Source organism: Streptomyces sp. NPDC058685 (genome assembly GCF_042714725.1).
Taxonomy (GTDB): domain Bacteria; phylum Actinomycetota; class Actinomycetes; order Streptomycetales; family Streptomycetaceae; genus Streptomyces.
On sequence record NZ_JBHXSL010000004.1, the window covers coordinates 56,423 to 82,242 of the forward strand.

Sequence of the window (25,820 nt, forward strand, 5' to 3'; positions counted from 1 at the left end):
GGTCAGCGCACGTCGTGCAGTTCCAGGCGGACCAGCAGCGAACGGTGGTCGGTGTCGTCCAGGTCCAGGAAGCGGGCCGCACGGACCGAGAAGTCCTCGCTGACCAGCACATGGTCGATCTGTGCGCCGAGCGGGGCGGGCACGGCCGCGGGCCACGACGGGGCCCGCGAGGCGCCGCCGAGGGTGGCGCCGTCACGCAGCCCGCCCGCGTCGAGGATGCGGCGGAACGCGGAGTGGTCCTGCGTCGCGTTGAAGTCCCCGGCCACGATCGCCGACGAGCCCTTCACCCCGCCGGCGTACGCCCGCAGCCGGCCGAGCTCCCTGCGCCAGTCGTCCACCCCGCCGGGCACGGGCGGCAGCGGATGCGCGAGCTGCACATGGATCTGCCGCTCACCCGCGAGGGCCACCGACCCGGGCATGGCGAGGGTGCTCTCGATCCCCGGGGCGGCCTTCAGCGGAAGCCTGCTCAGGATCGCCGACCCGGAGGCCAACTCGCCCTCGACGACGTTGCGGTACGGGTAGTCGGCGGTGGAGACCTCCGCGGCGAGCGCGTCCGAGCAGCGGGCGGCGCACTCCTGGACGAAGACCAGGTCGGGCTGCTCGCGCCGGATCGCGGCCAGCAGGTCCGGGGTGGCGTTGCCGTACTCGACGTTCGACGAGAGCACGGTGAGCCGGGCGACGACCGGCCCCTTCGGACGCTCGGTGAGCCCGGTGTCGTACGGCTTGACGAACCACCCGACGACCGCGAGCACGGCGACCGCCCAGACCGTCGCGGCCCGCAGCCGGGCGAGCGCCGCGAGCAGCAGGGCCGCGCCCGCGGGAATCAGCAGCCACGGCAGGAAGGCGAGCAGCTGGGGCACGGGGGTGACGGCGTCGGTGTCCGCGAGCCGGCAGGCCGCGGCGGCGGTGGGCAGGACGAGCAGGAGCACCACGAGCCACCCGGCGGCACGACGGCGCCGCGCGGGGTACGGCGGGGGGCCCGGCGCGGCGGCAGGGGCTGCCGTGGATGTGGCGCTGTTCAAGACGTCCTCCGGGCGCGGGGGGTGCGGATGTGTGCGGGTGCGTTTCGACGTCTGCCGACGGGTGTCGATGTGTACCGACGTGTGCCGACGCTGTCTGCGTATGCCGACGTGTGCCGACGTACGGGTCGCCCCACTGTGAGGACGCCGGTCCGGGCGAGTTTGTTGCGGGTGTCGCGGCGGTGGTTCGGGGGAGGGGGCGCGGGCGGTCGGATGGGACCGGTGCGCGCCTGGTTGCCGCGGCCGCGGATCAGGCGTCGGCCGGTCTTCCCGGGGCGTACGGGCGCAGGGCGTCGATGAGGCGTTCCAGGCCGAACGTGAACTCGGCGTCGTGGTCGATCACCGCGAGTTTCGGCGCGAGCTTCGCCACCGCCGCGAAGCCCGAGCCGGCGAGCGTCTCCTCGCGCTCGCGTACCGCCGACTCGTCCTCACCCCGGAACGCCGGTGAGTGGAACTCCCGCATCAGCGAGCCGACCTGGAAGGCGACGAGCAGCCGCAGCGCGTGCACGGCGTTCGCCTCCTCGAAGCCGTGCTCCAGGAGCACCTTGAGCGAACAGTCGATGGTGGGCAGCACGCCGGGTGAGTTCAACTGGCGGGTGAGGACCAGTTCACCGGCGCGCGGGTGCCGCAGGGAGGCGCGCCGGAAGGCGTGCGCGACCGAGCGGATGCCGTCCTCCCAGCTGTCGCGCGAGTGCCTGGTGATGTGCATGTCCGTGGTGATGAACTCGGTGACGCCGTCGAGTACGTCGGCCTTGCCCCCGACGTGGTTGTAGAGCGACATCGCCTGGACGCCGAGTGCGGCGGCGATACGGCGCATCGACAGCGCTTCGACGCCCTCGTCGTCGATGATCCGCAGAGCGGACTCGATGATCCGCTCACGGGACAGCGGCTCGCGCGCGGCACCACGGGCGGTGGCTTGCGGGGTGTCCTGCGGACTGTCCTGCGAGATGGCGGGCACCGTGCCGGGCGAGCCCGTGGGGACGGTGGCAGGCGAAGCCGACGCCTCACCCTCGCGCAGCTGTTGACCTGACGCTTCGGCACACATCCGGCCGCTCCCCGGTTTCGCCCACATCCTTGACGGTTTACAGCGTAGGTGCTTCTCTCGGTGCCGACTTACGGTGTAAGTGGCGGTGCCAGTATTCCTGCGGCCCTGGGGTCGCGGAAGCAGTGCGCCGTCTTTGTTGCGCCTCGCTCTGTTCTCGCCGCGTCGCCGGAGGCACGCATGTCCTGGCCCACCGTCCACCACCTCGACTGCGCCCCGATGCACCCCCTCGGCGGCTCCCCGCTGGTCGCCCACTGCCTGCTCGTGGTCACCGGCAGCGGACTGCTCCTCGTCGACACCGGCTTCGGCACCGGCGACATCGCCAACCCGCGCCGGCTCGGCGCGGTCTTCCGGCGGACCGCCCGCCCCCGTCTCGAACCGGCCTTCACCGCGGTCCACCAGATCCGTGAGCTCGGGTACGACCCGCGTGACGTCCAGGACATCGTGCTCACGCATCTCGACCTCGACCACGCGGGCGGCCTCGCGGACTTCCCCGACGCGCGGGTGCATGTGATGGCCGACGAGTACCGGGCGGCGATGCGGCGCGACTCCCGCCTGGACACGTCCCGTTACGTCACCGCGCAGTGGGGCCACGGGCCGCGCTGGATCATCCACGACACCGCCGACTCCACCTGGCACGGATTCGCCGCGAGCCCGGTGGTGCGCTCGCCCGACGTCCTGATGATCCCGATGCCCGGGCACAGCCGCGGGCACTGCGCGGTGGCGGTGCAGCAGCCGGAGAGGTGGCTGCTGCACGCCGGCGACGCGTACTTCTTCCACGGCGAGATGGACCTCCGCCGGCCGCGCTGCCCGCGCTCCCTGGCGCTCCACCAGCGTCTGATGGCCGACAACCACGACCAGCGCATGACCCAGCTGGACCGGCTGCGGGCGCTGCGGAGGGTGGACCCGCGGGTGATCAGAATCTTCTCCTCGCACGACGCGTACGAGTTCTCCCAGCTCACCTCAGAAAGGGTGCGTCCCTTGCGGTGACGAGCCGACGCGGGCCGGACGACCGCAGGACGACGTCGAGGACGAGGTCGGGGTCGGCGGCGTAGCTCTGCGCGAACCAGGCCATGTTGGCCTCGACGACGGCCCACCGGCCGCCGACCAGCTGTCCGACGTCGAGGACGACGGCGCTCGGGAGGGTGGGGGCACAGGCGTCCAGCACCTCCTGGCCGAAGCGTTCGGCATCCGGGGTGAGCGGGGCGGAGTCGAGGCGGCCGAAGACGGCGTAGCGGCTGCCGGTGAGGACCTGGCCGTCGAGGACGAAGAGCCGGTACTCGGCGGCGAACTCGACGACGTCGCTGACGAGTACGGGTGTCTGCGGCCCGATGCGCTCCCCGCCGAGCGGGAGGTCGCGCCCGGTGGCGTACACCGCGGCGGGCACGGACTTGTCGGACGGCGGCTTGACGAAGAGGGGTCCGTCGAGCCGGCGGGCGTGGTCGAGGGTGGTCAACTCGATGCGGCGGTGGGTGAGTTCGGGGCCGAGGGTGGTGAGCCAGTCGTCGGGCGGCTCGAGAAGCCCGACGCGGAGGGGACGGACGATCCGGTCGGCGGCGAGGGGGCCGCCGTACCAGTGGACGTCGCGCTCTTGGTGCCCCTGGGTGGAGGCGACGACATCGATGCCGCGGTGGCGGGCGGCGTGGGTGAGGAGGGTGGCGGTGCTGGTGAGGGGGTGGGGGGCGAGGAGGAGGGGCATGGGGGGACGGTAGCGGGGGGCGGTTGGGGTACGGGGTGCGGGTACTTGTGCGGTGCGGGTCCCTGGGGCGGGGCGGGCCGGGTGCTTGGGCCTTGGCGTCGTTGTGCGGCGTCGGGTTTCCTGGGGCGGGGCCTGGGTGCTTGAGCCTCGGGCCCTTGTGCGGCGGCGGGTCCGGGGGCCCTCCGGGCTCGGCTCCTCGGGGTCGGCGGCGTACAGCTGCGTTGTCTTGAGCACCCGGGTGTTGCCGCCGATCCCCTGCGGGGACGACCCTGCACGCCCCCTCCCGAGCGGTCGAGGACGCGACCCGTTGATGCCCACCCGGAAGCGAACCCGAGCCCGTTCGGGCGGCGGATGGGATGCGGTGCGAAGCTGCCGCAGGTGAGGGAGTGTGGGGCGCAGCCCGACAGCCCCGGCGCGGCTAGTGGGCGTGGGGCGCAGGCTCCGCGTGACTGCCCGACCGCGCGTGCCAGGACCACGCGCCGAAGGCCAGGGCAAGGAGCGCCCCCGCCCCCAGGAGCCACCACGACGTCACCCGCAGTGTCGCCGTCAGTGCTTCGAACACCGCCTCCGCCGCCGGGCGGTCCACGTCCGGCGGGAGGTCGTCGAGGGCCAGGCCGCGGCCGATGGTCAGGGCCAGGCGCAGGAGTGCGCCGCCGATCACCAGGGCCGCGCCCAGGAGCGCGACGGCGTTCAGGCGGCGCTGGGCGAGGACGACCGCCGCCGCCGCGAGGAGCAGGGTGACCACCGGGAGCCGTACGCCCCAGAACTGGAGGTCCGCGAAGATCTCGCGTGCGGCCCCGAGTTTGTCCGCCTCCAGGATCGTGATCCTCGTGTTCCCCGCCGGCACCTGGTCGGCGAACGGCACCCCCTCGTCGTTCAGCTGCCGCTTCACCTGCTCGATCACCGGCGCCAGGTCGATGCTCGCGGTGTCCACGTCGTCGCTCGTCAGCGCCTGTTCGACCGCGGTGTGGGCCGCGCGGTTCACCGTGTTCCAGGCGATCCGGTACGCGTCGGTCCCGGCGAACGAGATCACCGCCTCGTGCACCAGGTTCTCCACACCCTGCTGGAGCGGCCCCGCGTCGATCTTCTTCATGACCTCCGCGGTGATGCGGTCCGCCACCGCGTTCTGCACGGCGGGGTCGGCCGCGAGCGGCTCCATCGCCGTGACGTAGCTGTCGGTGTCGCCGATCTCGCGGTCCGCCCACACGGCCAGCGCGCTCAGCGGCGTCAGAAGAGCCACGAGCACGATGAGCACCGCCGTCAGAACGCTCCGCACTCCTCCAGGGAACGCGGGCCCCGCCGGGCGCGCGAGCCGTGGGCCGCCGACCGGGCTGATGGCCGGTCGCTCCGACTTGCCCGCGGGGCGGCGCGGGTGTGCTCTGAAGTGAGGACGAGGGAAGGAGCTCTCCGTCATGGCTGCTCACGCAACGATGCCCGTACGGCACCACGGATCTCTCAGCTGGGCCATGCCCGTGGGGCTGGGCACGCTCTTCGGTTTCTACGCGGGGTTCCTCCGTCGCACCGGTGAGGCCGTCAGCTGGTGGGACGTTCTCTACGGGGTGGTCGCCGGATTGATCTTCACGGCGGTCGCCTACGGTCTCGGCCACATCCAGAACGCCCTGCCGCGCGAGGTCCGCGCGGGCGCCTATGCGGTGGTGTGCGGCATGTCCATCGGCTTCCTGCACAGCCTGACGGGGACCAGCGTCCTGCGGGCTGCGGGGATGGGGCTCATCTTCGCCGCCGTGATGTTCGCCGTCGCGTTCTATGTGTTCTACATGAGGGAGGACTAGCTCTCCGACCTGCGACTTCTACCTCCTCGCGCGGCCGCCGGATCGCATCTGGCGGCCGCGCGCCGCCGTCTCGCGCCTGCTGGGTGAGGAGCAACCGCAGGAGGGAGGCGCACCGTGCAGGAGACACCGCTGCGCGTCGCGGTCATCATCGGCAGCACCCGTGAGGGCCGCGTCGGCGAGAAGGTCGGACGCTGGTTCACGGAGCGTGCCGCCGAGCGGGCGGATGTGGAGCTCTGCGTCGTCGATCTGATCGAGTTCGACTTCCCGGCCCACTACCCGGACCGTGCGACGGCTCGGATGCGGGACTTCGTCTCGGAGATCGGCCGCGCCGACGCCTTCGTGGTCGTCACCCCCGAGTACAACCGGTCCTTCCCCGCCTCCCTCAAGCAGGCCATCGACTACGCGTACGACGAGTGGCGGACCAAGCCGGTCGCGTTCGTCAGCTACGGCCACGGGTCCCGCGGTCTGTACGCCGTGGAGCAGTTGCGCTCGGTCTTCACCGAACTGCACACCGTGACCCTGCGCAACGGCGTGAGCATCAACCTGCTCGACGACGCGGGCGAGGACCGCGACCGTGCGGCCGCGCTGATGCTGGACCAGCTGGGGTGGTGGGGGCTCGCGCTGCGCGAGGCGCGTGCCGCCCGGCCCTACGTCTCCTAGTGCCGCCACCGATGACTTCCGGTGGCCGCTCCGGTCAACCTCCTGGACTTCCGACGACCTCACCCGACCCACCGCCGACCATGCGAAGGAACGACGATGAGCACAGAACTGGCAATCGAGACCGCGGGCCTGGTGAAGGTCTTCGGTGAGAACCGGGCGGTGGACGGGGTCGATCTGTCCGTGCCGGCCGGCACCGTCTACGGCGTACTCGGGCCGAACGGCGCCGGCAAGACGACGACGGTGAAAATGCTGGCCACCCTGCTGCGGCCGGACGGCGGCGAGGCCCGCGTCTTCGGCAAGGACGTGCAGAAGGACGCGGACGCCGTGCGCAGCAGGGTCAGTCTCACCGGGCAGTACGCCTCGGTCGACGAGGACCTCACCGGTACCGAGAATCTCGTGCTGCTGGCACGGCTGCTGGGTCACGCCAAGCCGGCCGCGAAGGAGCGCGCCGGCCAGCTGCTCGACGCCTTCGGTCTGTCCGAGGCGGCCGACAAGCAGGTGAAGAACTACTCGGGCGGTATGCGGCGCCGTATCGACATCGCCGCCTCCATCCTGAACACCCCGGACCTGCTGTTCCTCGACGAGCCGACCACCGGTCTCGACCCGCGCAGCCGCAACCAGGTGTGGGACATCGTGCGTGCGGTGGTCGCCCAGGGCACGACGGTGCTGCTGACCACGCAGTATCTGGACGAGGCGGACCATCTGGCCTCCCGTATCGCCGTGATCGACCACGGCAAGGTGATCGCGGAGGGCACGAAGGGCGAGCTCAAGGCATCGGTCGGCTCGGGCGCGGTCCATCTGCGGCTGCGGGACGCGGAGCAGCGGCCGGATGCCGAGCGGGTGCTGGCGGCGGCGCTGGGGGCGGAGGTCCTGCTGGACGCCGATCCGCTCGCGCTCACCGCCCGGGTGAACGGGCACGGCACCCAGCAGGGCGCCGCCGAGCAGGCCGCGCGGGCGCTGGCGGAGCTGGCCCGCACCGGGATCACCGTGGACAACTTCGCGCTGGGACAGCCCAGCCTGGACGAGGTCTTCCTCGCCCTGACCGACAAGAAGGGGGCGGCGGCATGAGCACCGCGATGACGACGAAGTCCGTGAAGGACGCCGAGGACCTGGCACTCGAAGCACCGAAGGCCGAGGATCTGGCAGCGCTGCTGGTGGGCAAGGAGCGCCCACCGAGGCCGAGCGCGCTCTCCGCGTCGCTGACGTTCGGCTGGCGGGCGATGCTGAAGATCAAGCACGTGCCGGAGCAGCTGTTCGATGTGACGGCGTTCCCGATCATGATGGTGCTGATGTACACGTACCTCTTCGGAGGGGCGCTGGCCGGCTCGGCCTCGCAGTACATCCAGTTCCTGCTGCCGGGCATCCTGACGATGAGCGTCGTGATGATCACGATGTACACGGGCGTCGCGGTCAACACCGACATCACCAAGGGCGTCTTCGACCGGTTCCGCACGCTGCCGATCTGGCGGCCGGCCCCGATGGTGGGCTATCTGCTCGGTGACGTCGTGCGCTACTTCCTCGCCTCCGTGGTGATGCTGACCGTCGGCATGATCATCGGCTACCGCGCCGACGGCGGGGTGATGGGCATCCTCATGGGCGTGGCCCTGCTGATGGTCTTCTCGTTCGCCTTCTCCTGGATCTGGACGATGTTCGGGCTGCTGCTGCGGACCGAGAAGTCGGTCATGGGCGTCAGCATGATGGTGATCTTCCCGCTGACGTTCCTGAGCAATGTCTTCGTCGACCCGAAGACGATGCCGGGCTGGCTCCAGGCGTTCGTGAACAACAGCCCGGTGACCCATGTGGCGACCGCCGTACGGGAGTTGATGGCGGGCAACTGGCCGGCGGCGGACATCGCCTGGTCGCTGGGCTGGGCCGCGCTGTTCGTGGTGGTCTTCGGCTCTGTGACGATGCGGCTCTACAACCGCAAGTAGCGGGCTGCACCGTGCGGCGGGCGTTCCCGGGTCACCGGGGGCGCCCGCCGCGCTGTGTGCGGCTGCAGAGGGCCGCCGTTGACCTTCACCCGGGGGGAAGCACCAGCATCGGCGGGGCCGGGCGAGGCGCCCGGCGCGAGGAGGTACGCATGGGCCTGCTGACGATCGGCGCGTTCGCCCGCGCATCCAGGCTGTCCGCGAAGGCGCTGCGCCGTTACGACGAGCTGGAGCTGCTGCCGCCGGCCCACGTCGACACGTTCACCGGCTACCGGTACTACGACGAGGCGCAGGTGGAGCGGGCCCGGCTGGTCGCATGGCTGCGGCGGATCGGGATGCCGCTGGCGCGTGTCCGCGCCGTCTGCGACCTGTACGCGTCCGATCCGGCCGCGGCGGCCCGCGACATCCGGGCCTACTGGGCCGGGGTGGAGGCGGAGACCGCCGCCCGCCGCGATCTGGCGGCCTTCCTCGCCGACCAGCTGTCAGGGAAGGACACCGGCACCATGTCTCAGCTCACCGCACCCCTGGAAATCCGCTATGCCGCGCGCACGGACCGGGGCCTCGTCCGCGAGACCGACCAGGACTCCGCCTACGCGGGTCCCCATCTGCTCGCCGTCGCCGACGGGTTCGGCGGTCAGGGTGCACCCGCCGGAGCGGCGGCGATCGACGCGCTCAAGGACCTGGACGACGCCGGGGCGGCCGGTTCGGCGCGCATCGGCGATCTGCTCAATGCTCTGGAGGACGCCGTCGAGCGGGCCAACTCCGCCGTGAGCGGCTTCGACGGCTCCGGCACGACCCTCACCGCGATGGTGTGGACGGGCTCGCGGCTCGCGCTCGTGCACATCGGCGACACCCGGGCCTGTCTGCTGCGGGACGGGGAGTTCTTCCGGATCACGCACGACCACACGGTGGTGCAGTCGATGATCGACAACGGCAGTCTCACTTCCGAGGAGGCGGTGACACATCCCGGGCGGGCGATGCTGCTGAGGGCACTCGACGGCGGCGAGGAGTCCGGCCGGGCGGATCTGCGGCTGCACGAGGCGCGGCCCGGCGACCGGTATCTGCTGTGCTCGGACGGCCTGTTCACGGTGGTGGCCGACGAGGACGTACGGCACACACTCGCCACCGTCGCGTCCCCGGACGGCGCGGTCGGCGAACTGATCGCCCGCGCCCGACGTGCGGGGGGCCCGGACAACATCGCCTGTGTGGTCGCCGATGTGGTGCCGCTGTGACGCCGGCGGATCCCACGCCGCACCTGACCCTGCATCGGATGCGAGCCCGGTGCCTGGAGGGTGAGGCGGGCGGGCACCGCCTCGCCCGCGCGGCCCGCGCCGGTCCCCCGGGCCTCAGAGCAGCCAGTCGACGGGACGCCCCGGGCGGTAGGAGCAGTACGAACCCGTCGTGACCGACTCCCGCAGGTGCGCGGCCAGTTCGGGGTGGAGGGCGTCCAGTTTGCGGAGGGTGTCGCGGATGCGGGCCGTGACCGTCTTGCGGGCGCGTTCCGCCTCGTCCCCCAGGCGTCGGGTCCGGCCGCCCAGACCCGCCGCCCTGCGCAACTCGTCCAGCAGCGCGGCCCGTTCGCGGCCGAACTCCTCGGCCCTGCGGTCGTCGCCCAGCTCCGCCGCCCGGTCGATCTCCTCGTCGAGGCGCTCCAGCCGTCTCCGGTAACGGATCCTGGCCTCCTCGTCGAGCACCGGGTCCCCGCCGAAGCGGCGGGCGGCGACCACCGCGTCACCGCCCTCGGGGTCGAGCAGGACCACGGCGGACAGGTCGTCGCCCGCATGCGTCATCAGGGTGTGCAGATCGCGCAGCCCCTTGGCGTCGGGGACATGGACACCACGGCCGGCGAAGTCGAGGGCCCACACGGCTCCGTCGCGGCGGAAGCGCTGCCGGGCGGCGTGGGGCTGGAGGGCCCGGGCGGCGAGTCCGGGGGAGACGGACCCCGCGCTCACTCCGGCGTAGGCGTCGGCCGCCCGGCCGTACGCGGTCGGTTCGTCCGCGCCATCGGTGGGCGCGGCCGCGCGCGGCGGGAGCCCGTCCAGCACATGGGTGAGGCCCAGCTCCTCGGCCTCGCGACGGGTCGACGCGGCGAGCTCCGCCATGTCACCGCCCGGGCCCAGCAGATCCAGCAGCGCCGCCCGCGCCCGCACCGACCAGGGTCTCGCCCGCAGCCGGTCCGCCGAGAGGTACGCGGCGGTCAGCGCGGCCACCGCCTCCTCCCGGCGCCCACGCGCCGCGTCGAGCATCCCCAGCCAGAGGTCGACCGGCCCGCTGATGTCGCAGCCGTACAGCGAGACGACCCACTGGCCCGCGTACGGCGCGAGCGCGGCCCGGGCCTCGTCGATCCGGGCCGGGTCGCCGGAGGCCGCCGCCGCGTGGGCGCGCAGCCGCATCCACAGCGGTGCGAAGATCCGGGGCACCGGCTCGGGCCGGGCGGCGATCTCGTCCACGAACCGCAGCGCCACCGCCGTACGGCCCTGCTCGACCGCGGTCAGCCCCGCCAGCAGCGGTGGATGCGGATGCCCCTGGTCGGTGAGCGTGCCGACCACGGCCTCCGCCTCGTCGAACCGGCCCTGGAGCAGGAACAGCGCCCAGTGCATATGGGCGGCCATGAAGGCGAACGGCGGATGCTCGTGCTGGAGCCCGATCGCGGCCGAGAGCAGATCGGCCGCTTCCGTGAACCGCCCGGCCAGCGCCGCGACGAGGGACTGGTCGATGGCCACGCCCAGCTCGAACCGGCGCAGCCCCGCCCGCTCGGCCAGGGTGGTGAAGGTGCGCAACTGGTCCAGATAGCGCGGGTCGCCGAGCTCCAGGAGCGTCACCCAGCGCATCGCGGCCGCGTGCATCTCCATGTCGCGGTTGCCCGTGCGGCGGGCGACCTCGCCCATCTCCGCGGTGAGCACGAGGCGTTCCTCGGAGGTTCCGAGCCCCCAGATCGAGTCGTGCCGCGCCCACAGGGAGAACGCGAGCGCCTCGTCGTCCTCGCCGCGCCGGGCCAGCGCCGTGGTCCGCACGGCGAGGTCCTGGGCGATCCGCTCCGGCGTCAGGCCGGCCAGTTCCTCGCCGCTGCCGCCGGCCAGAGCGCGGTGCGCCTCGCGCAGCAGCTCGGCGCCCGCCGGCTCCTGGCCCAGCACGCCCCCGTGCTGGTGGAGGGTGATGGCGACGCGGGCCAGCACCTCGGGATCGTCCACCGCGCGGGCCAGCTCGACGGCGAGGTCGAGGAAGCGCCGGCCCTCGGCGTCGTCGCCGTAGTGCCGCAGTTCGCCGCCGAGGTCGAGGGCGACCAGGGCGGCCCTGCGCCGGTCGTCGCCGGCGGCCTCCAGGGCCCGTCGGTAGTGCCCGACGGCCTCCTCGCCGGAGAGCCGGCTGGAGGCGTCGCGCGCCGCCGCGAGCAGCAGATCCACCCGACGCTCCCGCTCCAGCTCGTCGCCGGCCAGATAGGCGTGCCGCGCCAGATCGGCGGGGAAGACCTTCTCGCTGAGTCCGGGGGTGCGGTCCAGGGCCCGTACGACGTCGGCGTGCCGCTCCCGGGTCTCCTGCTCGTCGAGCGCCTCGTACAGCGTCTCGCGGACGAGGTCGTGGGCGAAGGCGAACCGGCCGCCGCTGCGCACGCTCACCAGACGGGCCGTGACCGCGCGGTCCAGCAGCCGGTCCACGTGCGGGACGGGCGAGGAGGCGGCCGCCGCGAGCACCTGGCGGTGGAACTCACGGCCCAGCACGGCCGCGGTGTCCAGCAGCCCGCTCACCGGTTCCGGCAGCAGCGCCAGCCGCCGCCGCACCGCCTCACGCACACCGGGGGCGACGGTGGTGACCGGGCTGCCGCTGTGCCAGATCCGGGCGGTCTGCTCGACGAAGAAGGGGTTCCCGCCGGTACGGCGGTGGACCTCCTCGACGAGGTCCGGCTCCGGCTCCACACCGGCGGTCAGCGCGATGAGCGCGCCCACCTCGTCGCGCCGGAGGCCGGTGAGGGTCACGGTCGCGGCGGCGCGCGCGGCCAGCGGGGCGATGAGCTGACGCAGCGGGTGGTCGGGCGTCTCCACCTCGACGTCGCGATATGTGCCGATCAGCAGCAGCCGCTCGAACCAGGCGTGCTGGGCGGCGAATTCGAGCAGTCTCAGCGAGGCCGGGTCGGCCCAGTGCAGATCGTCGAGCACGACCACCAGCGGCCGCTTCTGCGAGACGGTGACCAGGGCGGTCGTCACCGCGTCGTACAGCTGGAAGCTCTCGCCGCCGTCGCCCTCGCCGGGCTCCTCGCCGAGCAGGACGGCGAGCCGCCCGCCCGCCGCCTTCCCGGCCTCGGCCCACTCCGCCTCGTCGACGCCGCGCCGCAGACCGCGTATGACCTGGACCCATGGCCAGTACCCGGGGGCGCTGTCCGAGTCCCAGCAGGAACCGCCCAGCACCAGGGCGCCCCGCCGTCGTGCTTCGTCGGCGGCATCGGTGACCAGCGACGTCTTGCCGATGCCGGCCTCACCGGTGACCAGCACCAGGCCCCCGTGGCTGTCCGTCGCCCGGCCGATCTCCGACCGGAGGACGCCTGCGGGGTGGTCGCGCCCGATGAGAGCAGGGGTCATGCCGAAACCATAGGAGGCGACACTGACAACCCGCACGCCCGACGGCGTCCGGGTCGTCCCGGCCGGGCGGGCCTCGTGCCGGGCCTCACCCGTCCGCGCTCGACCGGCCGCGGCCCCGGCGCCTCCCCGGGGCCCGCTCCCGGCCCCGGTCCCAGCCCCCGCCCCGGGCCGCCGCCGGACCGGCCCGGCGGCACGGCACCGCTCGGGCCGGCCGTCCTCAGGCGAACGGCAGCGCCGGCACCGGTTCGGTCTTCTGCCCGGCCGTCCTTCCCGACGCCGTGGCCATGAACTCCGCCAGGTCCCGTCCCGCGCGTCCGATCCGCTCGGGCAGCGTGTCCGTGAGCGCGTCGCCCGTGCCGCCCCAGTCCTCCGAGGCCGCGTACACGGCCGTCGGCACGACCAGCGCCCGCAGATGGGCGAAGAGCGGACGCATCGCGTGCTCCGGCACCAGCGAGTGGCGCGACGTGCCGCCGGTCGCCCCGATCAGTACCGGCTTGCCGGCCAGCGCTCCGACCTCGACGAGGTCGAAGAACGACTTGAAGAGTCCGCTGTAGGAGGCGGCGAAGACGGGGGAGACGACGATCAGGCCGTCCGCCTCCGTCACCGCGTCGAGTGCCTCGCCGAGGGCGGGCGAAGGGAAGCCCGTCACCAGGTGGTTGGCGATCGGAACGGCCAGCTCGCGCAGCTCGACCACGCGCACCTCCAGCTCCCGGTCGCCGTCCCGCTCACCGAGGGATGCGCGGACGGCGTCGGTGAGGCGGTCGGCGAGGAGCCGGGTCGACGAGGGCACACTCAGCCCCGCGGAGACGGCCACCAGTTTCAGCGCCTGCCCGCTCATGCCGCCTCCTTCGCGGTCTCGTTGGTGTTCTCCGTCGTCGCGGCCTCGCTGCGGGCGGCGGCGACCGCCGGGTGCAGCGGGGCGCTCTCCGGCACACCGGCCGGCCGCAGCGCGGCGAACTCCTTGCGCAGCACCGGGACGACCTCCTCGCCGAGGATGTCGAGCTGTTCGAGGACCGTCTTCAGCGGCAGACCCGCGTGGTCCATCAGGAACAGCTGGCGCTGGTAGTCACCGACCGCGTCCCGGAAGCCGAGCGTGCGCTCGATGACCTGCTGCGGCGATCCGACGGTCAGCGGGGTCTGCTCGGTGAAGTCCTCCAGCGAGGGCCCGTGTCCGTAGACCGGCGCGTTGTCGAAGTAGGGCCGGAACTCCCTGACCGCGTCCTGCGAGTTCTTCCGCATGAACACCTGGCCGCCGAGCCCGACGATGGCCTGCTCGGCCGTGCCGTGGCCGTAGTGGGCGTAGCGCTGCCGGTAGAGGCCGACCATCTTCTTGGTGTGGGACATCGGCCAGAAGATGTTGTTGTGGAAGAAGCCGTCGCCGTAGTACGCGGCCTGTTCGGCGATCTCGGGGGAGCGGATGGAGCCGTGCCAGACGAACGGCGGTACGCCGTCCAGCGGGCGCGGGGTGGCCGTGAACGACTGGAGCGGAGTGCGGAACTTCCCCTCCCAGTCGACCACGTCCTCCCTCCACAGCCTGTGGAGGAGCGCGTAGTTCTCCACGGCGAGCGGTATGCCCTGGCGGATGTCCTTGCCGAACCAGGGGTAGACCGGCCCGGTGTTGCCGCGGCCCATCATCAGGTCGACCCGGCCGTCCGCGAGGTGCTGGAGGTACGCGTAGTCCTCGGCGATCTTCACCGGGTCGTTGGTGGTGATCAGCGTGGTCGAGGTGGACAGGATCAGGTTCTCGGTGCGGGCCGCGATGTGCCCGAGGAGGGTCGTGGGGGAGGACGGGACGAAGGGCGGGTTGTGGTGCTCGCCGGTGGCGAAGACGTCGAGGCCGACCTCCTCCGCCTTGAGGGCGATGGCGACCGTGGCCTTGATCCGCTCGTGCTCGCTCGGCGTACGGCCGTTGGTCGGGTCGGTCGTGACATCGCCGACGGTGAAGATGCCGAACTGCATGTGAGCCCACCTCTCGGGTCCGGTTGGTTGAATGTTGAACCAAACCCTACAACGGGGGCCCCGTCCTCCGTATTCCGGGTCGCCGGGGGTGCCTCAGCCCAGGCCCGCGGCTCCGGGGAACAGCTGGCGGAAGGCGTCGGCGGACTCCGAGCCCGAGCGACCGAACGGCGCGTCGAAGTCCCACACCAGGAAGAGCAGGAACGCGATCAGCGCGCTGAACAGACCGGCGAGCAGCAGCTCGCGGTAGGACCGGCCGATCTGCATGGTGAAGATCAGCCCGACCGTCACCAGGGCACCGGTGATGAGGCCGAACCACACCACGCCCGGCAGGGTCGCGCCGGCGTTCTGCTCCCGGGCGTTGCGCGCGTCGTCGGCGACCGCCACCTGGTCGAGCATCGGCTGGTACGCCTGGGCCTCCAGCTCGCCCACGGGCACACGCCTGGCGATGTCCGAGCGCACCACGTCGAGCAGTTCGCCGCCCCGCCCGGTCAGCTCCTGGCCGTCGATCATCCTCGGCCACTCCTGGTGGACGACGTGCGCGACGTACCGGTCGATGTCCGAGTGGAGCTGCCGCTGAACGTCGGGCGGGTAGACCTCGGCGCGCTGGGTGACCTCGTACAGGGCCTGCGCCTCACGGCGTACGTCGTCCTGCGCGGCGCTGCGGGCCTCCCACACACCGGCGATGGCGAGGCCCAGCACGATCGCGTACACGACGCCGACCATCATCGTCATGTACTCGAGGACGTCGGGGGTCTCGGCGGGCTCCACGCCCGTTTCCTCGGCGTCGTGCCGCCGGCGCTGGAGAAGGAGGGTGGCGATGAGGACGACGGCGCAGGCGGCGGCCATCGCGATGGCCAGGACCAGCCATTCCGACATGGGCTCACTCCGAAAGATGTGGTGGTGCGGTCGGTGGGTGTCGCTCAGGCGCGGCCGCGCCCCGGCCGCAGCAGGGCCGCGGCGAGCACAGCCGGTGTCGTGGTGACGAGTACCAGGACGACGAGGGGCATCCCCTCGCGCTCCGGCCTACCGGGCAACGGCCGGTGGTTGCGTACGGTCACGGCCTGAGGCGGAGCGGCGGGCGGACCGGCCGCGGGAGGCGGCGGTACGACGGCCGGCTCGGTCTCGGGAACGACCGGCGCGGGCGGCTGCGGAGTCGGCGGTACGGGTGAGGGTTCGGGCGCCGGAGGAGGCGGCGTCGGCCGCGGCTGCGGCGGCGCGGGAGTGGTCGGCGCGGGCGGTTCCGGCGCCGGCGGCGGGCTGCTGGGCGGCGGCGGGCTCGGGGGCTCGGTCGGCGGCGGCTCGGTGGGCGGCGGCTCGGTGGGCGGCGGCTCGGGCGGACAGGGCTCGGGTGGCGGTGGCGGGCAGTGCGTGAAGAGGTCCACGGACACGTCCACGTCGACCGACACGTCCACCAGGAGGTCGCCGCCTCCGGGCCGGCCGCCGATCGACACCTGGACCGAGGCACACACGAGACCGGGCAGATGGAGGGCCCATGTGCCGTGCGGGAGCAGGGGCGTCACGCTCACGGTGCCGGCGAAGAGGGCGCCGAAGGAGGGGACGACGGAGCCGTGGTCCGGGAGGACCGGGCCGATGAGTGCCGCCGGAGCGGGGCGCGGCCGGTCGTGACCGGAGTCGCCCGCGGCCGCGCTCGTAGGTGCGCCACCAGCCGTGCTCGCGCCTGCGTCGAAACCCGCGCTCGCGCTCGCGCCCGCACCCGCACCCGCGACTGCGCCTTCACTCGCGCCCGCGCCCGCGCCCGCACCCGCACCCGCACCCGCGACTGCGTCCGGGGCCGGGTCGTGCGCCCGAGGCGCCGGGGTCGTGTCCCGCTCGGCCGGGACCGCGCCCGCGTCCTCCCGGGCCGGCCCCTTGTCCTCGCTCTCACGGCCCGGCGGCGCACCGCCCTCGCCGTCGCCGTCGGCCTCGCTGTCGGCCTCGCGGACCGGGCCGGGCTCGGGTCCCGTATCGGGTTCCGCATCCGCTCGGGACGCCGGGCTCGCCTCCGGCCTCGGCTCCTGATCCGGCGGGGCAGGACCGGGCCGCGGTTCGGCCGGGTCGGAATCCCCCGTGGCCGGTTCGGCCTCGGCCCTGGAGACGGACGCGACCGGAACCGGCTCGTCCGTCACTCCTGCCGCTACTGCCCCGATCCCCTGCGAGCCGAGAATCGCAACGATCCCCAGTGCACTCAACTGCTCCCATCCCGCCACATCGGCACGTTATGGGTGAAGGCAGGGCAGAGGGGACCACTTTCACACGGATAGGTGAATCATCCGGTTGTCGTACCGACGTCTCCGTGACGGTGCCCACAAGGTTTTGCACCTTGTTGCAAAACAAGGCTCCGGCGGCTAGAACTGAAAGCCACGACCCGTCCCGTGGAGGCCCCGATGAGCCAGCCCAGCACCGGCCCGTACCCCCATCTCCTGAGCCCGCTCGACCTCGGGTTCACCACGCTCCCCAACCGCGTGCTGATGGGCTCGATGCATGTGGGCCTCGAAGAGGCGGAGAACGGCTTCGAGCGCATGGCCGCCTTCTACGCGGCCCGCGCCCGCGGCGGCGTGGGGCTCATCGTCACCGGCGGCATCGCGCCCAACGACCGCGGCCGGCCGTACGAGGGCGGCGCCAAGCTCACCACCGAGGCCGAAGCGGCGCAGCACCGCACCGTCACCGACGCGGTGCACGCCGAGGGCGGCCGGATCGCGCTCCAGATCCTGCACTTCGGCCGGTACGCGTACCACGCAGACCTCGTCGCCCCCAGCGCGCTCCAGGCCCCCATCAGCCCGTTCGTGCCGCACGCCCTCACCGACGAGGAGATCGAGGAGACGATCGAGGACTTCGTGCGGACCGCCGCGCTCGCGCGGTCCGCCGGCTACGACGGCGTCGAGATCATGGGCTCCGAGGGCTACTTCATCAACGAGTTCATCGCGAGCGCCACCAACCACCGCACCGACCGCTGGGGCGGCTCGTACGAGAACCGCATCCGGCTGCCGCTGGAGATCGTTCGTCGTACCCGCGAGCGGGTCGGACCCGACTTCATCCTGATCTACCGGCTCTCGATGCTCGACCTCGTCCCCGGCGGCTCCACGCTGGAGGAGGTCGTCACGCTCGCCCAGCAGATCGAGGCGGCCGGCGTGACCATCATCAACACCGGTATCGGCTGGCACGAGGCCCGTATCCCCACCATCGCGACCTCCGTGCCGCGCGGCGCCTACAGCTGGGTCACGAGCCGGCTGATGGGGTCCGTGTCCGTGCCGCTCATCACCAGCAACCGCATCAACACCCCCGAGGTCGCCGAGCAGCTGCTCGCCGAGGGCCGCGCGGACATGGTGTCGCTGGCGCGGCCCTTCCTCGCCGACCCCGAGTTCGTGGCCAAGGCGCAGGCCGGCCGCGCGGAGTCGATCAACACCTGCATCGGCTGCAACCAGGCCTGCCTGGACCACACGTTCAGCGGGAAGCTCACCTCCTGCCTGGTCAATCCGCGTGCCTGCCACGAGACCGAGCTGGTGCTCTTCCCCACCCGGCTGCGCAAGCGCGTCGCCGTCGTGGGCGCCGGGCCCGCCGGCCTCGCGTGCGCGGTCTCGGCCGCCGAACGCGGGCACACCGTCACGCTCTTCGACGGCGCCGACGAGATCGGCGGACAGCTGAACGTCGCCAAGCGGATCCCGGGCAAGGAGGAGTTCGACGAGACGCTGCGCTACTTCCGCAACCAGCTGGAGACGCACGGCGTGGAGGTCCGCCTCGGCGCCCGTGTCAGTGCCGACACCTTCGCGGCGGACGAGTACGACGAGATCGTCGTCGCCACGGGAGTGACGCCGAGGACCCCCGAGATCCCGGGCGTCGACCATCCGAGTGTCGTCAGCTACCTCGACGTCCTGCGCGACGGGGCACCCGTCGGCGAGCGCGTCGCGGTCATCGGCGCCGGCGGCATCGGCTTCGACGTGGCGGAGTTCCTCACCGACGACGGTGAGGGAGCGAGCCTGGACGCCGGGACGTACTTCCGCCAGTGGGGCGTCGACACCGCGTACGAGGGTCGCGGCGGGCTCACGGAGGCGAAGCGCACCGCGCCCGCCCGGGCCGTGCATCTGCTCCAGCGCAAGACCGGCAAGGTCGGCGCCGGCCTCGGCAAGACGACGGGCTGGATCCACCGCACGGAGCTCAAGCACCGCGGGGTGACGATGACCCCCGGCGCGACGTACGAGCGCATCGACGACGAGGGACTGCACCTCACGGTCGACGGTACGGCCACCGTCCTGCCGGTCGACACCGTGGTGCTGTGCGCGGGCCAGGAGCCACAGCGCGGACTGTTCGACGAACTGGCCGCGGCCGGCCGCTCGGTCCATCTGATCGGCGGCGCCGACGTGGCGGCCGAGCTGGACGCGAAGCGCGCCATCGACCAGGGCACCCGCCTGGCGGCCGCGCTGTGACATCCCGTCGCCCGCTCACGCGCAGCTTCCCGGGCGGTGCCCGCTGCGTCCTGCCTGTTCCGCCCGTTCCGCTGCGGCCCTCGGGCGGGTGACGGCGCTTTCCGGACACTCCCTAGGATCGGGCCATGTCGCTCCCGCACGCCATCCTCACGGCCCTGCTCGAAAAGCCCTCGTCGGGCCTGGAGCTGACCCGCCGCTTCGACAAGTCGATCGGCTACTTCTGGTCGGCCACCCATCAGCAGATCTACCGCGAACTGGGCAAGCTGGAGCAGGCGGGCCAGATCCGGGCGCTGCCGTCCGCGCAGCCGACGCGGGGTCAGAAGAAGGAGTACGAGGTGCTGCCCGCGGGCCGCGCCGAGCTGGCCTCCTGGGTGGCGCGGCCGGAGGACCCGAGGCCGGTCCGCGATCCGCTGCTGCTGCGGCTGCGGGCCGCGGGCGTGGTGGGCGGCACCGGGCTGCGTGAGGAGCTGGAGCGGCATCTCGCCCTGCACCGACGGCAGTTGGAGCAGTACCGCGAGATCGAGGAGCGCGACTTCGCTCCGGAGCGGACGGTCACGGAGCAGGACGCGCTGCGGCACATGGTGCTGCGCGGGGGCATCGAGCTGGAGTCGTTCTGGACGAAGTGGCTCACCGAGACCCTGGCGGCGCTCCCCACCACGCCCTGAGCCCGGCAGGTCCCGGCCGGGACCCGCGGCCCGCCCCCGGCCGCCCGTGCTCGTCGAAAGCCGTCGGAAAGCCGTCGGAAAGCCCTCGGGAAGCCGTCGAAGACCGCCGAAGCTCGTCGCAGCGTGTCGAACTCCCGTCGCACGAAGGTGCGACCTTTCGACTCTCATCGAAAAGCTCGCGCCGGCGGGACCCGTCCGATGAGAATCGCGATCAGGCGGACCGGACGGGCTCCGTTCTCGGCAGGGCTACGGGGGTGGCCTGCCGAGGACGGAGCAGTCCGGCGTGCGGGAGCTGACGGGCCGTGAGACGGTCGCCGGGTGATGGAAGCCCTGATCGTCGCCATGGTCGCCGGCTGCACGGCCGGCGCACTCGCCCTGCTGGTCACCTCGGCCCTCGGCCTGGTACGCGCCGGCCGGGGCGATCCCTCCGACGAGGCGCGTGCCGTGACGCTCGCGCTGTACGGCTGTGCCGTCGCCGTCGCGACCCTCGGGATGTTCGTCACGCTCCTGTGAGCGGCTCCTGACCGGGGCCGCTCACAGCCAGCCGTTGCGGCGGAAACTGCGGTGGATCACCAGACAGGCGACCACCATGACGGCCATCACCACCGGATAGCCGAAGGGCGAGCGCAGCCCCGGCATGTGCTCGAAGTTCATTCCGTACGCACCGCACACCATCGTCGGCACGGCCACGATCGCCGCCCACGCGGTGATCTTCCGCATGTCCTCGTTCTGGGTGACGGTCACCTGCGCCAGGTGCGCCTGGAGGATCGAGTCGAGCAGGGCGTCGTAGGAGATGATCTGCTCGTTGATCCGCGCCAGATGGTCGACCAGGTCGCGGAAGTACGGCTGTATCTCCGGTCCGACCGGCGGCAGCGGTGTGGTCGCCAGGGTCCACATCGGCCTGTCCAGCGGCGCGACGGCGCGCTTGAGTTCCAGCAGTTCGCGCTTGAGCTGGTAGATCCGCCCGGGGTCGGCCCGCCCCGCCGACGCGTCGAAGACGGTGCTCTCGACGTCGTCGACATCGGTCCGCACGGCCTCGGCGACGACGAGGTAGTCGTCGACGATCCGGTCGGCTATCGCGTGCAGCACGGCGGCCGGTCCCTTGGACAACTGCTCGGTGTCCTCTTCGAGGGCTTCGCGGAGCGGACCGAGCGAGCCGTGCCTGCCGTGCCTGACGGTGATGACGAAGTTCGTCCCGGTGAAGACCATGAGCTCGCCGGTGTCCACGACCTCGCTGGAGCACGTGAGTTCCTCGTGCTCGACGTAGCGGCAGGTCTTGAAGACGGCGAACAGCGTGCCGTTGCGGGTGCCGTCCCCCTCGTACCGCTGGAGCTTGGGCCGCTGGTGCGCGTGCACCGCGTCCGCCACGGCCAGCGGGTGCAGCGCGAAGAGCTCGGCGAGTCCGGCGAACTCGGCCTCCGTGGGCTCGTGGAGCCCGATCCAGACGAAGCGGCCCTCGTGCTTGCGGACCTGGCGCAGGGCGTCCTCGGCGGAGGCGTGGCCGGACAGGCGCGTCCCGTCCTCGTAGACCACGCAGTTGACGACCGAGCTGCCGAGCGGCGACCTCGCCGGGTGGCTGAGGTCGACGCGGGGTTGGTGCGCACGCCGCACGGCACGGCGCAGGGTGCGGATCATCGGCACGGCGGAGCTCCTTCGAACGACCGCCGGTCAGTGTGCCACCCGACCCTGTCCGCTGTCGTCGGCGCAGGTGGGAGCTTCGGTGGCGGGGCGGTCGCCCGGCGTCCTGTTCTCCGCGTGTTCGAGGGCTTCTCCGCGTGTTCGAGGCCCGCGCGCGGGACGTAAGACTTTCGTCACCGGCCCATGGCCACCGTCGCGGCTCCCGCTGCCGTTGAATGCGTCGAGGGCCGAGCGGATCCCGACGGGGGACGACGCCGGACACGCGACGGGGAGTGGATCACATGCGGGCGATGCTGCGACGGCCGGTGGTCGTCGGACTGCTGCTTCTGGGGCTGGCCGCGGGCGCCGTCGGTGCCGTGTGGTTCCAGCCGTGGAAGCTGTGGGTGGACCGGACCGTACGCGAGGACCTGCCGGCGGCGGCTCCCGCAGGCGTGCCGGAGCAGGACGCCGCCACCGGCGCCCCGCAGCAGGCCGAGCCCCGCACGCTGGCCACCGGCGAACTGATCAGCCACGAGCACCGGACGACCGGCATGGTGAAGCTCGTGCGGCTGGCCGACGGCTCGCACGTGCTCCGGCTGGAGAATCTCGACACCAGCAACGGGCCCGATCTGCGCGTCCTGCTGGCCGACGCTCCGGTCGAGGAGGGTACGGCCGGGTGGCGTGTCTTCGACGACGGCAAGCACACGGCGCTCGGCAGGCTGAAGGGCAACAAGGGCGACCAGAACTACGCGCTGCCGCGAGACGTCGATCCGGCCGACTACAGCAGCGTGAGCATCTGGTGCGACCGTTTCGACGTCTCCTTCGGGGCCGCGGAGCTCGCTCCCGTATGACCCGGCCGTTCAGCCGGTGACCCGAACCCCGCCGGTCAGCCGGCGTTGGAGGCGCTGAGACCGGCGGACAGTGTCATGGTCTCGCCGTTGAGGAATCCGCCGGTGTCCGCGAGCAGAAGGAGCACCGCCGCGGTGACGTCCTCGGGTTCCATCAGCCCGGGCCCCTGACCCTCCAGCACCGCCATGACGTCCTCCCGCGCCGGATCGTCCAGGTCGGGACGCAGCAGCCGGTACGTGGCCCGGTTGTGGATCATCGTCGTGTTCACCCCGGCGGGCAGTACCGCGTTCACGGTGATGCCGTGCTCGGCCACCTCCAGCGCCAGCGACTTCACCAGCCCGATCACGCCCCACTTGGCCGCCGCGTAGTGCGCGCTGTTCTTCGCGCCCATCCGGGCGACGACGGAGGAGGTGGCGACGATCCGTCCGTAGCCCTGCTCGATCATGTGCGGCACGACCGCGCGGAACGAGTGGAAGACGCCGGTCAGATTGACGTCGATCATCTCCTGCCACTGGAGGGCGTCCATCGAGACGAGGGGGGAGGCGGACGCGATCCCGGCGTTGGCCAGCAGGAAGTCGATACGGCCGAACTCCTCCAGGGCTCGTGCCGTGACGCTCTCCATCTCCTGGAGACTGCGGACATCGCCCATCAGGGCGATACAGCGACGGCCGGTGGACTCCACCAGGTCGACCGTGCGGGCCAGTTCGGCCTCGCTGCCCAGCGGATAGGGAACGCTTTCCAGCTCCCCGGCGATGTCGCACGTCACGATGTCGGCGCCTTCACGCGCCAGGGCCACGGCGTGCGCCCGCCCCTGCCCCCGCGCGCCACCGGTGATCAACGCGACCTTGCCGTCGAACTTCCCCACTGCGTGTGCCTCCTCGACGCGATCCTGTCCGGACCGAACCTATGGTCGGAACCGGCGCGCCACCAGACGGCATCCGAGGACGGCCGCGTACCCCCGATGTGCTTCTCATCGCTCGGACCGGCCCGGCGGGACGCCCCGCGTTTCAGGAATTCCTGAAATGGCGGCGGCAGAAGCGGACGGCTCCTTACCGGTGGCAAGCATTCCGCCGGGGAATGGCAGATGATCACCGCTTGCGCGCCGTCGGGGCCCGGCACACCCGGCCACCGCGCACACCCGTCCCCCGCCGCAGCCGGAGAGCGGTCACCGCTCCGACCTGCTGATTCTTTCCGAAGAAGCCGGAGTTGGCGCCGCTGCCCGGCATGAACCGGCCACCTCCGCGGCAGGCACCTTCATGCCAGGCAGGTTCCTGGTCTGGCCGAAAGCAGACAACGGCACCGGGTCGGTGATTTCCTCTAGTCACGCAGTCGAAAGGCCCTCGGGTCGAACGGCCGCCGGACAACTTCTTCCGAATGGAAACACTGCCGCATTCGTATCCACCGCACGAATGGAGACGATCAATGTCACGTGTAACCCGCTGTACCGCCGCCGCTTCCGTCATAGCCGCCACCGTTCTCGGCTCGCTGCTCTTCTCCTCGCCGGCGCAGGCCGCCGCGCAGCAAGGGCCGGCCGCGTCGGTGCAGATCTCCCAGACGCCCAGTGGCGAGGACGACTTCGTCTGGCCGCAGCCGAAGACCGAGCCCGGCACGGACGGCGCGCAGAGCGCCCGCGGCGCGGACCGGACGGCGTCCGAGGACGGCAAGGACGACTTCGTCTGGCCGCAGCCCCAGGGCGAGCCGGGCGTCCCGGACGACTTCGTCTGGCCGATCCTGGGTGAACTCCCGGACCTCCCGGGCCTCCCCGGAATCCCGGACGACTTCACCTGGCCGACCCCGCCGAAGAGGTGACTACGTTGTCAGCGCAGCAGTTCCGTCAGATCCACTCCCGCCGCGTCGCCTGCACGCCGGCCTCGAACCGGCTCGACGCGCCCAGCCGGTCCATCAGCTCGGCCACGATGCGGCGTTCGGTCCTGACACCGATACCCAGAGCACGCGCCACCGCGTCGTCGGTGAGACCCGTGGCCAGCAGCTGGAGCAACTTGCGCTCCTGCGCGGTCAGTCCGCCGGGCTGCGAGTCCGCCGGGGTGTTCAGGGGGCTGGCGTGCTCCCAGTACGCCTCGAACAGGGCGCGCATGGCGTGCACCACGGGCGGGTTGCTGAACAGCAGCGCGGAGGGCTGTGCCTGGCCCGGCAGACCGGCGACCACCGCGGCCGTCGTGTCGACGATGAGCAGCCGCATCGGCAGGGTCGGCGAGGTGCGTATCTCGCTCCGGCGCTCGGCCATCCACTGAGCGTGGGCCCGGGTCACCCTGTCGTTGGCGACGCTGTCGAGATAGATGGACCGGAACCGTACGCCCCGGGCGAGGGCTCGTTCGTTGAGCGGCCGGCCGGCCTCGATCGACTCCTCCGTCAGTGCGTTGACGGGGTGGAAGGCGAGGGACTCCGCCACACAGGACTCGGCCAGTGCTTCGAGGCGGATCCGGATGTCGTCGACGTTGTCGAGGTGTTCCGTGCCGCCGAGAGACTCGGTCCCTCCGGACGCGGTGTATTCGGCGGCGAGAGCGGCGAGGGCGGCGCGGTTCTGCTCGATCTGCTGTTGGCGCCAGGCCAGTTCGTCCTGCTCCCGCTGGAGCAGGACCTTGAGACCGAGTGCCGGGTTGACGGCCCGCAGCCGGCCGGGACTGTCCCGGGACGGTGCCAGCAGAGAGAGCTTGGACAGCCGGCCGAGTGCGGCCTCCACCTCCTCCGGAGTGCTGTCCAGAAGCTTGGCGAGCTGCACGGGGTCGTGTTCCTTGTGGAACAGGATCGCGCGATAGACGCCAAGGGTCTGTTGATCCAATGACGAAACCTCGTCCACGTGGCATTTCCCCCTTGAACCACGGTTGAACGGAACTTCACTGCGAAACAAGGGCACGCACGCGGACGTGCACCTGGTTCCCGCGCGAGCAAGTCGGCTTCACGGGCGGGCTCCATCTGTTCACACATTTGGCACGTTACCTGCTCGTCGTACCCATCAAAAGGGATCTACGACTGCCGCCGGGTTCTGCCCGCGCACAGACCCCAGGAGTCCTCATGCCGTTCGCCGGGCCCCACCCTCCCGCGCCGCTCGACGGCTGCATCGTGCTCGTCGTCGACGCCACCACGGGCGTCGGCCGGATCGTGACCGCACGACTGTGTGCGGCCGGTGCCGCGGTCGCCGTCGTCGGAGCCGGACACCCCGGCCGGGGCGACGACGCGGCCACCAAAGCGGCTTTCCTGTGCAAGGAACTCGCGGACATCGATCTGGTGGCGCTGCCGTACCGGACGGACATCGACGACCTCGACATGGTGCGCGAGCTGCCGGCGCAGATCGCCGCCGACCTCGGGCCGGTCTCGGCCTCGGTCGTCGTCATTCCGTCCGGCTCGGAAACGGACCGGCTCGCGGAAAGGTTCCGCGCCGCGTCCCGGGTGATCGCCGAGGCCCTCCCCGAGGGAGCCCGGCACATCGCACTCGCATCGGACACCGCCGCCGGCCCCGGCCAGGACGAAGAACTGGCCCGCCGCGTGGTCGAACAGCTTCTCAGCGGAGCGGACTGCCCGCCGGACGCACTGCCGTCCGCCGGGCCACCGGTCACAGCACACTGATTGTGGGGGCAC

At 72.0% G+C, this 25,820-nt stretch carries 25 protein-coding genes; 12 read left to right on the forward strand and 13 right to left on the reverse strand.

Annotation, left to right across the window (positions count from 1 at the left end; genetic code table 11):
• Positions 1 to 2: 2 nt before the first annotated feature.
• Positions 3 to 1,022 carry an endonuclease/exonuclease/phosphatase family protein gene (locus tag ACFWU3_RS04795; protein ID WP_384431168.1) on the reverse strand — a complete coding sequence of 340 codons (1,020 nt, stop codon included), beginning with the start codon at positions 1,020 to 1,022 and terminating at the stop codon, positions 3 to 5.
• 247 nt (positions 1,023 to 1,269) lie between these two features.
• A complete protein-coding gene (locus ACFWU3_RS04800; RefSeq protein WP_384431172.1) occupies positions 1,270 to 2,064 on the reverse strand; it encodes a TetR/AcrR family transcriptional regulator C-terminal domain-containing protein in 795 nt (264 codons plus the stop codon).
• A gap of 177 nt (positions 2,065 to 2,241) precedes the next feature.
• Here ACFWU3_RS04800 and ACFWU3_RS04805 point away from each other — a divergent pair, with 177 nt between their 5' ends.
• On the forward strand, positions 2,242 to 3,051 hold the full coding sequence (locus tag ACFWU3_RS04805) for an MBL fold metallo-hydrolase (RefSeq protein ID WP_384431175.1): 810 nt from the start codon (positions 2,242 to 2,244) through the stop codon (positions 3,049 to 3,051).
• On the opposite strand, the gene ACFWU3_RS04810 is transcribed toward ACFWU3_RS04805, so the two are convergent.
• Positions 3,020 to 3,760: an ATP-grasp domain-containing protein gene (locus tag ACFWU3_RS04810; protein ID WP_384431178.1), complete on the reverse strand. Its 741-nt coding sequence runs from the start codon at positions 3,758 to 3,760 to the stop codon at positions 3,020 to 3,022. The genes ACFWU3_RS04805 and ACFWU3_RS04810 overlap by 32 nt on opposite strands.
• Positions 3,761 to 4,178: 418 nt before the next feature.
• On the reverse strand, positions 4,179 to 5,036 hold the full coding sequence (locus ACFWU3_RS04815) for a hypothetical protein (protein WP_384431181.1): 858 nt from the start codon (positions 5,034 to 5,036) through the stop codon (positions 4,179 to 4,181).
• Between the two features lie 136 nt (positions 5,037 to 5,172).
• On the opposite strand from ACFWU3_RS04815, the gene ACFWU3_RS04820 reads away from it, so the two are divergent.
• The 5 genes from ACFWU3_RS04820 (at position 5,173) to ACFWU3_RS04840 (ending at position 9,370) form a co-directional block, all read left to right on the forward strand.
• The gene (locus ACFWU3_RS04820; protein WP_384431184.1) at positions 5,173 to 5,550 is read left to right on the forward strand and encodes a hypothetical protein; all 378 of its coding nucleotides are present in this window, start codon (positions 5,173 to 5,175) and stop codon (positions 5,548 to 5,550) included.
• Between the two features lie 114 nt (positions 5,551 to 5,664).
• On the forward strand, positions 5,665 to 6,210 hold the full coding sequence (locus ACFWU3_RS04825) for an NADPH-dependent FMN reductase (protein ID WP_384431187.1): 546 nt from the start codon (positions 5,665 to 5,667) through the stop codon (positions 6,208 to 6,210).
• 96 nt (positions 6,211 to 6,306) lie between these two features.
• Positions 6,307 to 7,278, forward strand: a complete 972-nt coding sequence (locus ACFWU3_RS04830; protein WP_384431190.1) for an ATP-binding cassette domain-containing protein — start codon at positions 6,307 to 6,309, stop codon at positions 7,276 to 7,278.
• Between the two features lie 8 nt (positions 7,279 to 7,286).
• Positions 7,287 to 8,141, forward strand: coding sequence for an ABC transporter permease (locus ACFWU3_RS04835; RefSeq protein ID WP_384431693.1), 855 nt, complete (start codon positions 7,287 to 7,289; stop codon positions 8,139 to 8,141).
• Between the two features lie 149 nt (positions 8,142 to 8,290).
• On the forward strand, positions 8,291 to 9,370 hold the full coding sequence (locus ACFWU3_RS04840) for a MerR family transcriptional regulator (RefSeq protein WP_384431193.1): 1,080 nt from the start codon (positions 8,291 to 8,293) through the stop codon (positions 9,368 to 9,370).
• 114 nt (positions 9,371 to 9,484) lie between these two features.
• Here the strand turns inward: ACFWU3_RS04840 and ACFWU3_RS04845 are convergent, their stop codons facing one another.
• The 5 genes from ACFWU3_RS04845 to ACFWU3_RS04865 all read right to left on the reverse strand — a co-directional run bounded on the left by ACFWU3_RS04845 (position 9,485) and on the right by ACFWU3_RS04865 (position 16,878).
• Entirely contained in the window at positions 9,485 to 12,712 is a 3,228-nt protein-coding gene (locus ACFWU3_RS04845; protein WP_384431196.1) for an ATP-binding protein, read from the reverse strand.
• Positions 12,713 to 12,929: 217 nt separating this feature from the next.
• Positions 12,930 to 13,550 carry an FMN reductase gene (locus ACFWU3_RS04850; RefSeq protein ID WP_384431199.1) on the reverse strand — a complete coding sequence of 207 codons (621 nt, stop codon included), beginning with the start codon at positions 13,548 to 13,550 and terminating at the stop codon, positions 12,930 to 12,932.
• Positions 13,547 to 14,671, reverse strand: a complete 1,125-nt coding sequence (locus ACFWU3_RS04855) for an LLM class flavin-dependent oxidoreductase (protein WP_384431203.1) — start codon at positions 14,669 to 14,671, stop codon at positions 13,547 to 13,549. The genes ACFWU3_RS04850 and ACFWU3_RS04855 overlap by 4 nt, the downstream gene beginning before the upstream one ends.
• 93 nt (positions 14,672 to 14,764) lie before the next feature.
• Positions 14,765 to 15,547: a hypothetical protein gene (locus ACFWU3_RS04860; protein ID WP_384431206.1), complete on the reverse strand. Its 783-nt coding sequence runs from the start codon at positions 15,545 to 15,547 to the stop codon at positions 14,765 to 14,767.
• A 44-nt stretch (positions 15,548 to 15,591) separates the two neighbouring features.
• Entirely contained in the window at positions 15,592 to 16,878 is a 1,287-nt protein-coding gene (locus ACFWU3_RS04865; protein ID WP_384431209.1) for a hypothetical protein, read from the reverse strand.
• Positions 16,879 to 17,055: 177 nt separating this feature from the next.
• Between ACFWU3_RS04865 and ACFWU3_RS04870 the strand changes: the two genes are divergently transcribed.
• The 3 genes from ACFWU3_RS04870 (at position 17,056) to ACFWU3_RS04880 (ending at position 20,270) form a co-directional block, all read left to right on the forward strand.
• Positions 17,056 to 19,092, forward strand: a complete 2,037-nt coding sequence (locus ACFWU3_RS04870) for an FAD-dependent oxidoreductase (RefSeq protein WP_384431212.1) — start codon at positions 17,056 to 17,058, stop codon at positions 19,090 to 19,092.
• Positions 19,093 to 19,217: 125 nt separating this feature from the next.
• Positions 19,218 to 19,757, forward strand: coding sequence for a PadR family transcriptional regulator (locus ACFWU3_RS04875; RefSeq protein ID WP_384431215.1), 540 nt, complete (start codon positions 19,218 to 19,220; stop codon positions 19,755 to 19,757).
• Between the two features lie 321 nt (positions 19,758 to 20,078).
• Complete coding sequence (locus tag ACFWU3_RS04880) at positions 20,079 to 20,270, forward strand: hypothetical protein (RefSeq protein ID WP_384431696.1); 192 nt, start codon at positions 20,079 to 20,081, stop codon at positions 20,268 to 20,270.
• Positions 20,271 to 20,291: 21 nt separating this feature from the next.
• On the opposite strand, the gene ACFWU3_RS04885 is transcribed toward ACFWU3_RS04880, so the two are convergent.
• On the reverse strand, positions 20,292 to 21,392 hold the full coding sequence (locus tag ACFWU3_RS04885; protein WP_384431699.1) for a magnesium and cobalt transport protein CorA: 1,101 nt from the start codon (positions 21,390 to 21,392) through the stop codon (positions 20,292 to 20,294).
• Positions 21,393 to 21,685: 293 nt separating this feature from the next.
• Here ACFWU3_RS04885 and ACFWU3_RS04890 point away from each other — a divergent pair, with 293 nt between their 5' ends.
• Positions 21,686 to 22,225 (forward strand): DM13 domain-containing protein, encoded by a 540-nt coding sequence (locus tag ACFWU3_RS04890; protein ID WP_384431702.1) that lies wholly within the window; start codon positions 21,686 to 21,688, stop codon positions 22,223 to 22,225.
• A gap of 35 nt (positions 22,226 to 22,260) precedes the next feature.
• On the opposite strand, the gene ACFWU3_RS04895 is transcribed toward ACFWU3_RS04890, so the two are convergent.
• Both ACFWU3_RS04895 and ACFWU3_RS04900 read right to left on the reverse strand, forming a co-directional pair.
• Positions 22,261 to 23,088 (reverse strand): mycofactocin-coupled SDR family oxidoreductase, encoded by an 828-nt coding sequence (locus tag ACFWU3_RS04895; RefSeq protein WP_384431218.1) that lies wholly within the window; start codon positions 23,086 to 23,088, stop codon positions 22,261 to 22,263.
• Positions 23,089 to 23,311: 223 nt separating this feature from the next.
• A complete protein-coding gene (locus tag ACFWU3_RS04900; RefSeq protein ID WP_384431221.1) occupies positions 23,312 to 23,449 on the reverse strand; it encodes a hypothetical protein in 138 nt (45 codons plus the stop codon).
• 196 nt (positions 23,450 to 23,645) lie between these two features.
• Here ACFWU3_RS04900 and ACFWU3_RS04905 point away from each other — a divergent pair, with 196 nt between their 5' ends.
• Complete coding sequence (locus ACFWU3_RS04905) at positions 23,646 to 24,032, forward strand: hypothetical protein (protein ID WP_384431224.1); 387 nt, start codon at positions 23,646 to 23,648, stop codon at positions 24,030 to 24,032.
• A gap of 25 nt (positions 24,033 to 24,057) precedes the next feature.
• Here ACFWU3_RS04905 and ACFWU3_RS04910 read toward each other — a convergent pair whose 3' ends face one another.
• Positions 24,058 to 25,023 carry a LuxR C-terminal-related transcriptional regulator gene (locus ACFWU3_RS04910; RefSeq protein ID WP_384431227.1) on the reverse strand — a complete coding sequence of 322 codons (966 nt, stop codon included), beginning with the start codon at positions 25,021 to 25,023 and terminating at the stop codon, positions 24,058 to 24,060.
• 233 nt (positions 25,024 to 25,256) lie between these two features.
• On the opposite strand from ACFWU3_RS04910, the gene ACFWU3_RS04915 reads away from it, so the two are divergent.
• Positions 25,257 to 25,808, forward strand: coding sequence for a hypothetical protein (locus ACFWU3_RS04915; RefSeq protein WP_384431230.1), 552 nt, complete (start codon positions 25,257 to 25,259; stop codon positions 25,806 to 25,808).
• The last annotated feature ends 12 nt before the right edge of the window (positions 25,809 to 25,820 follow it).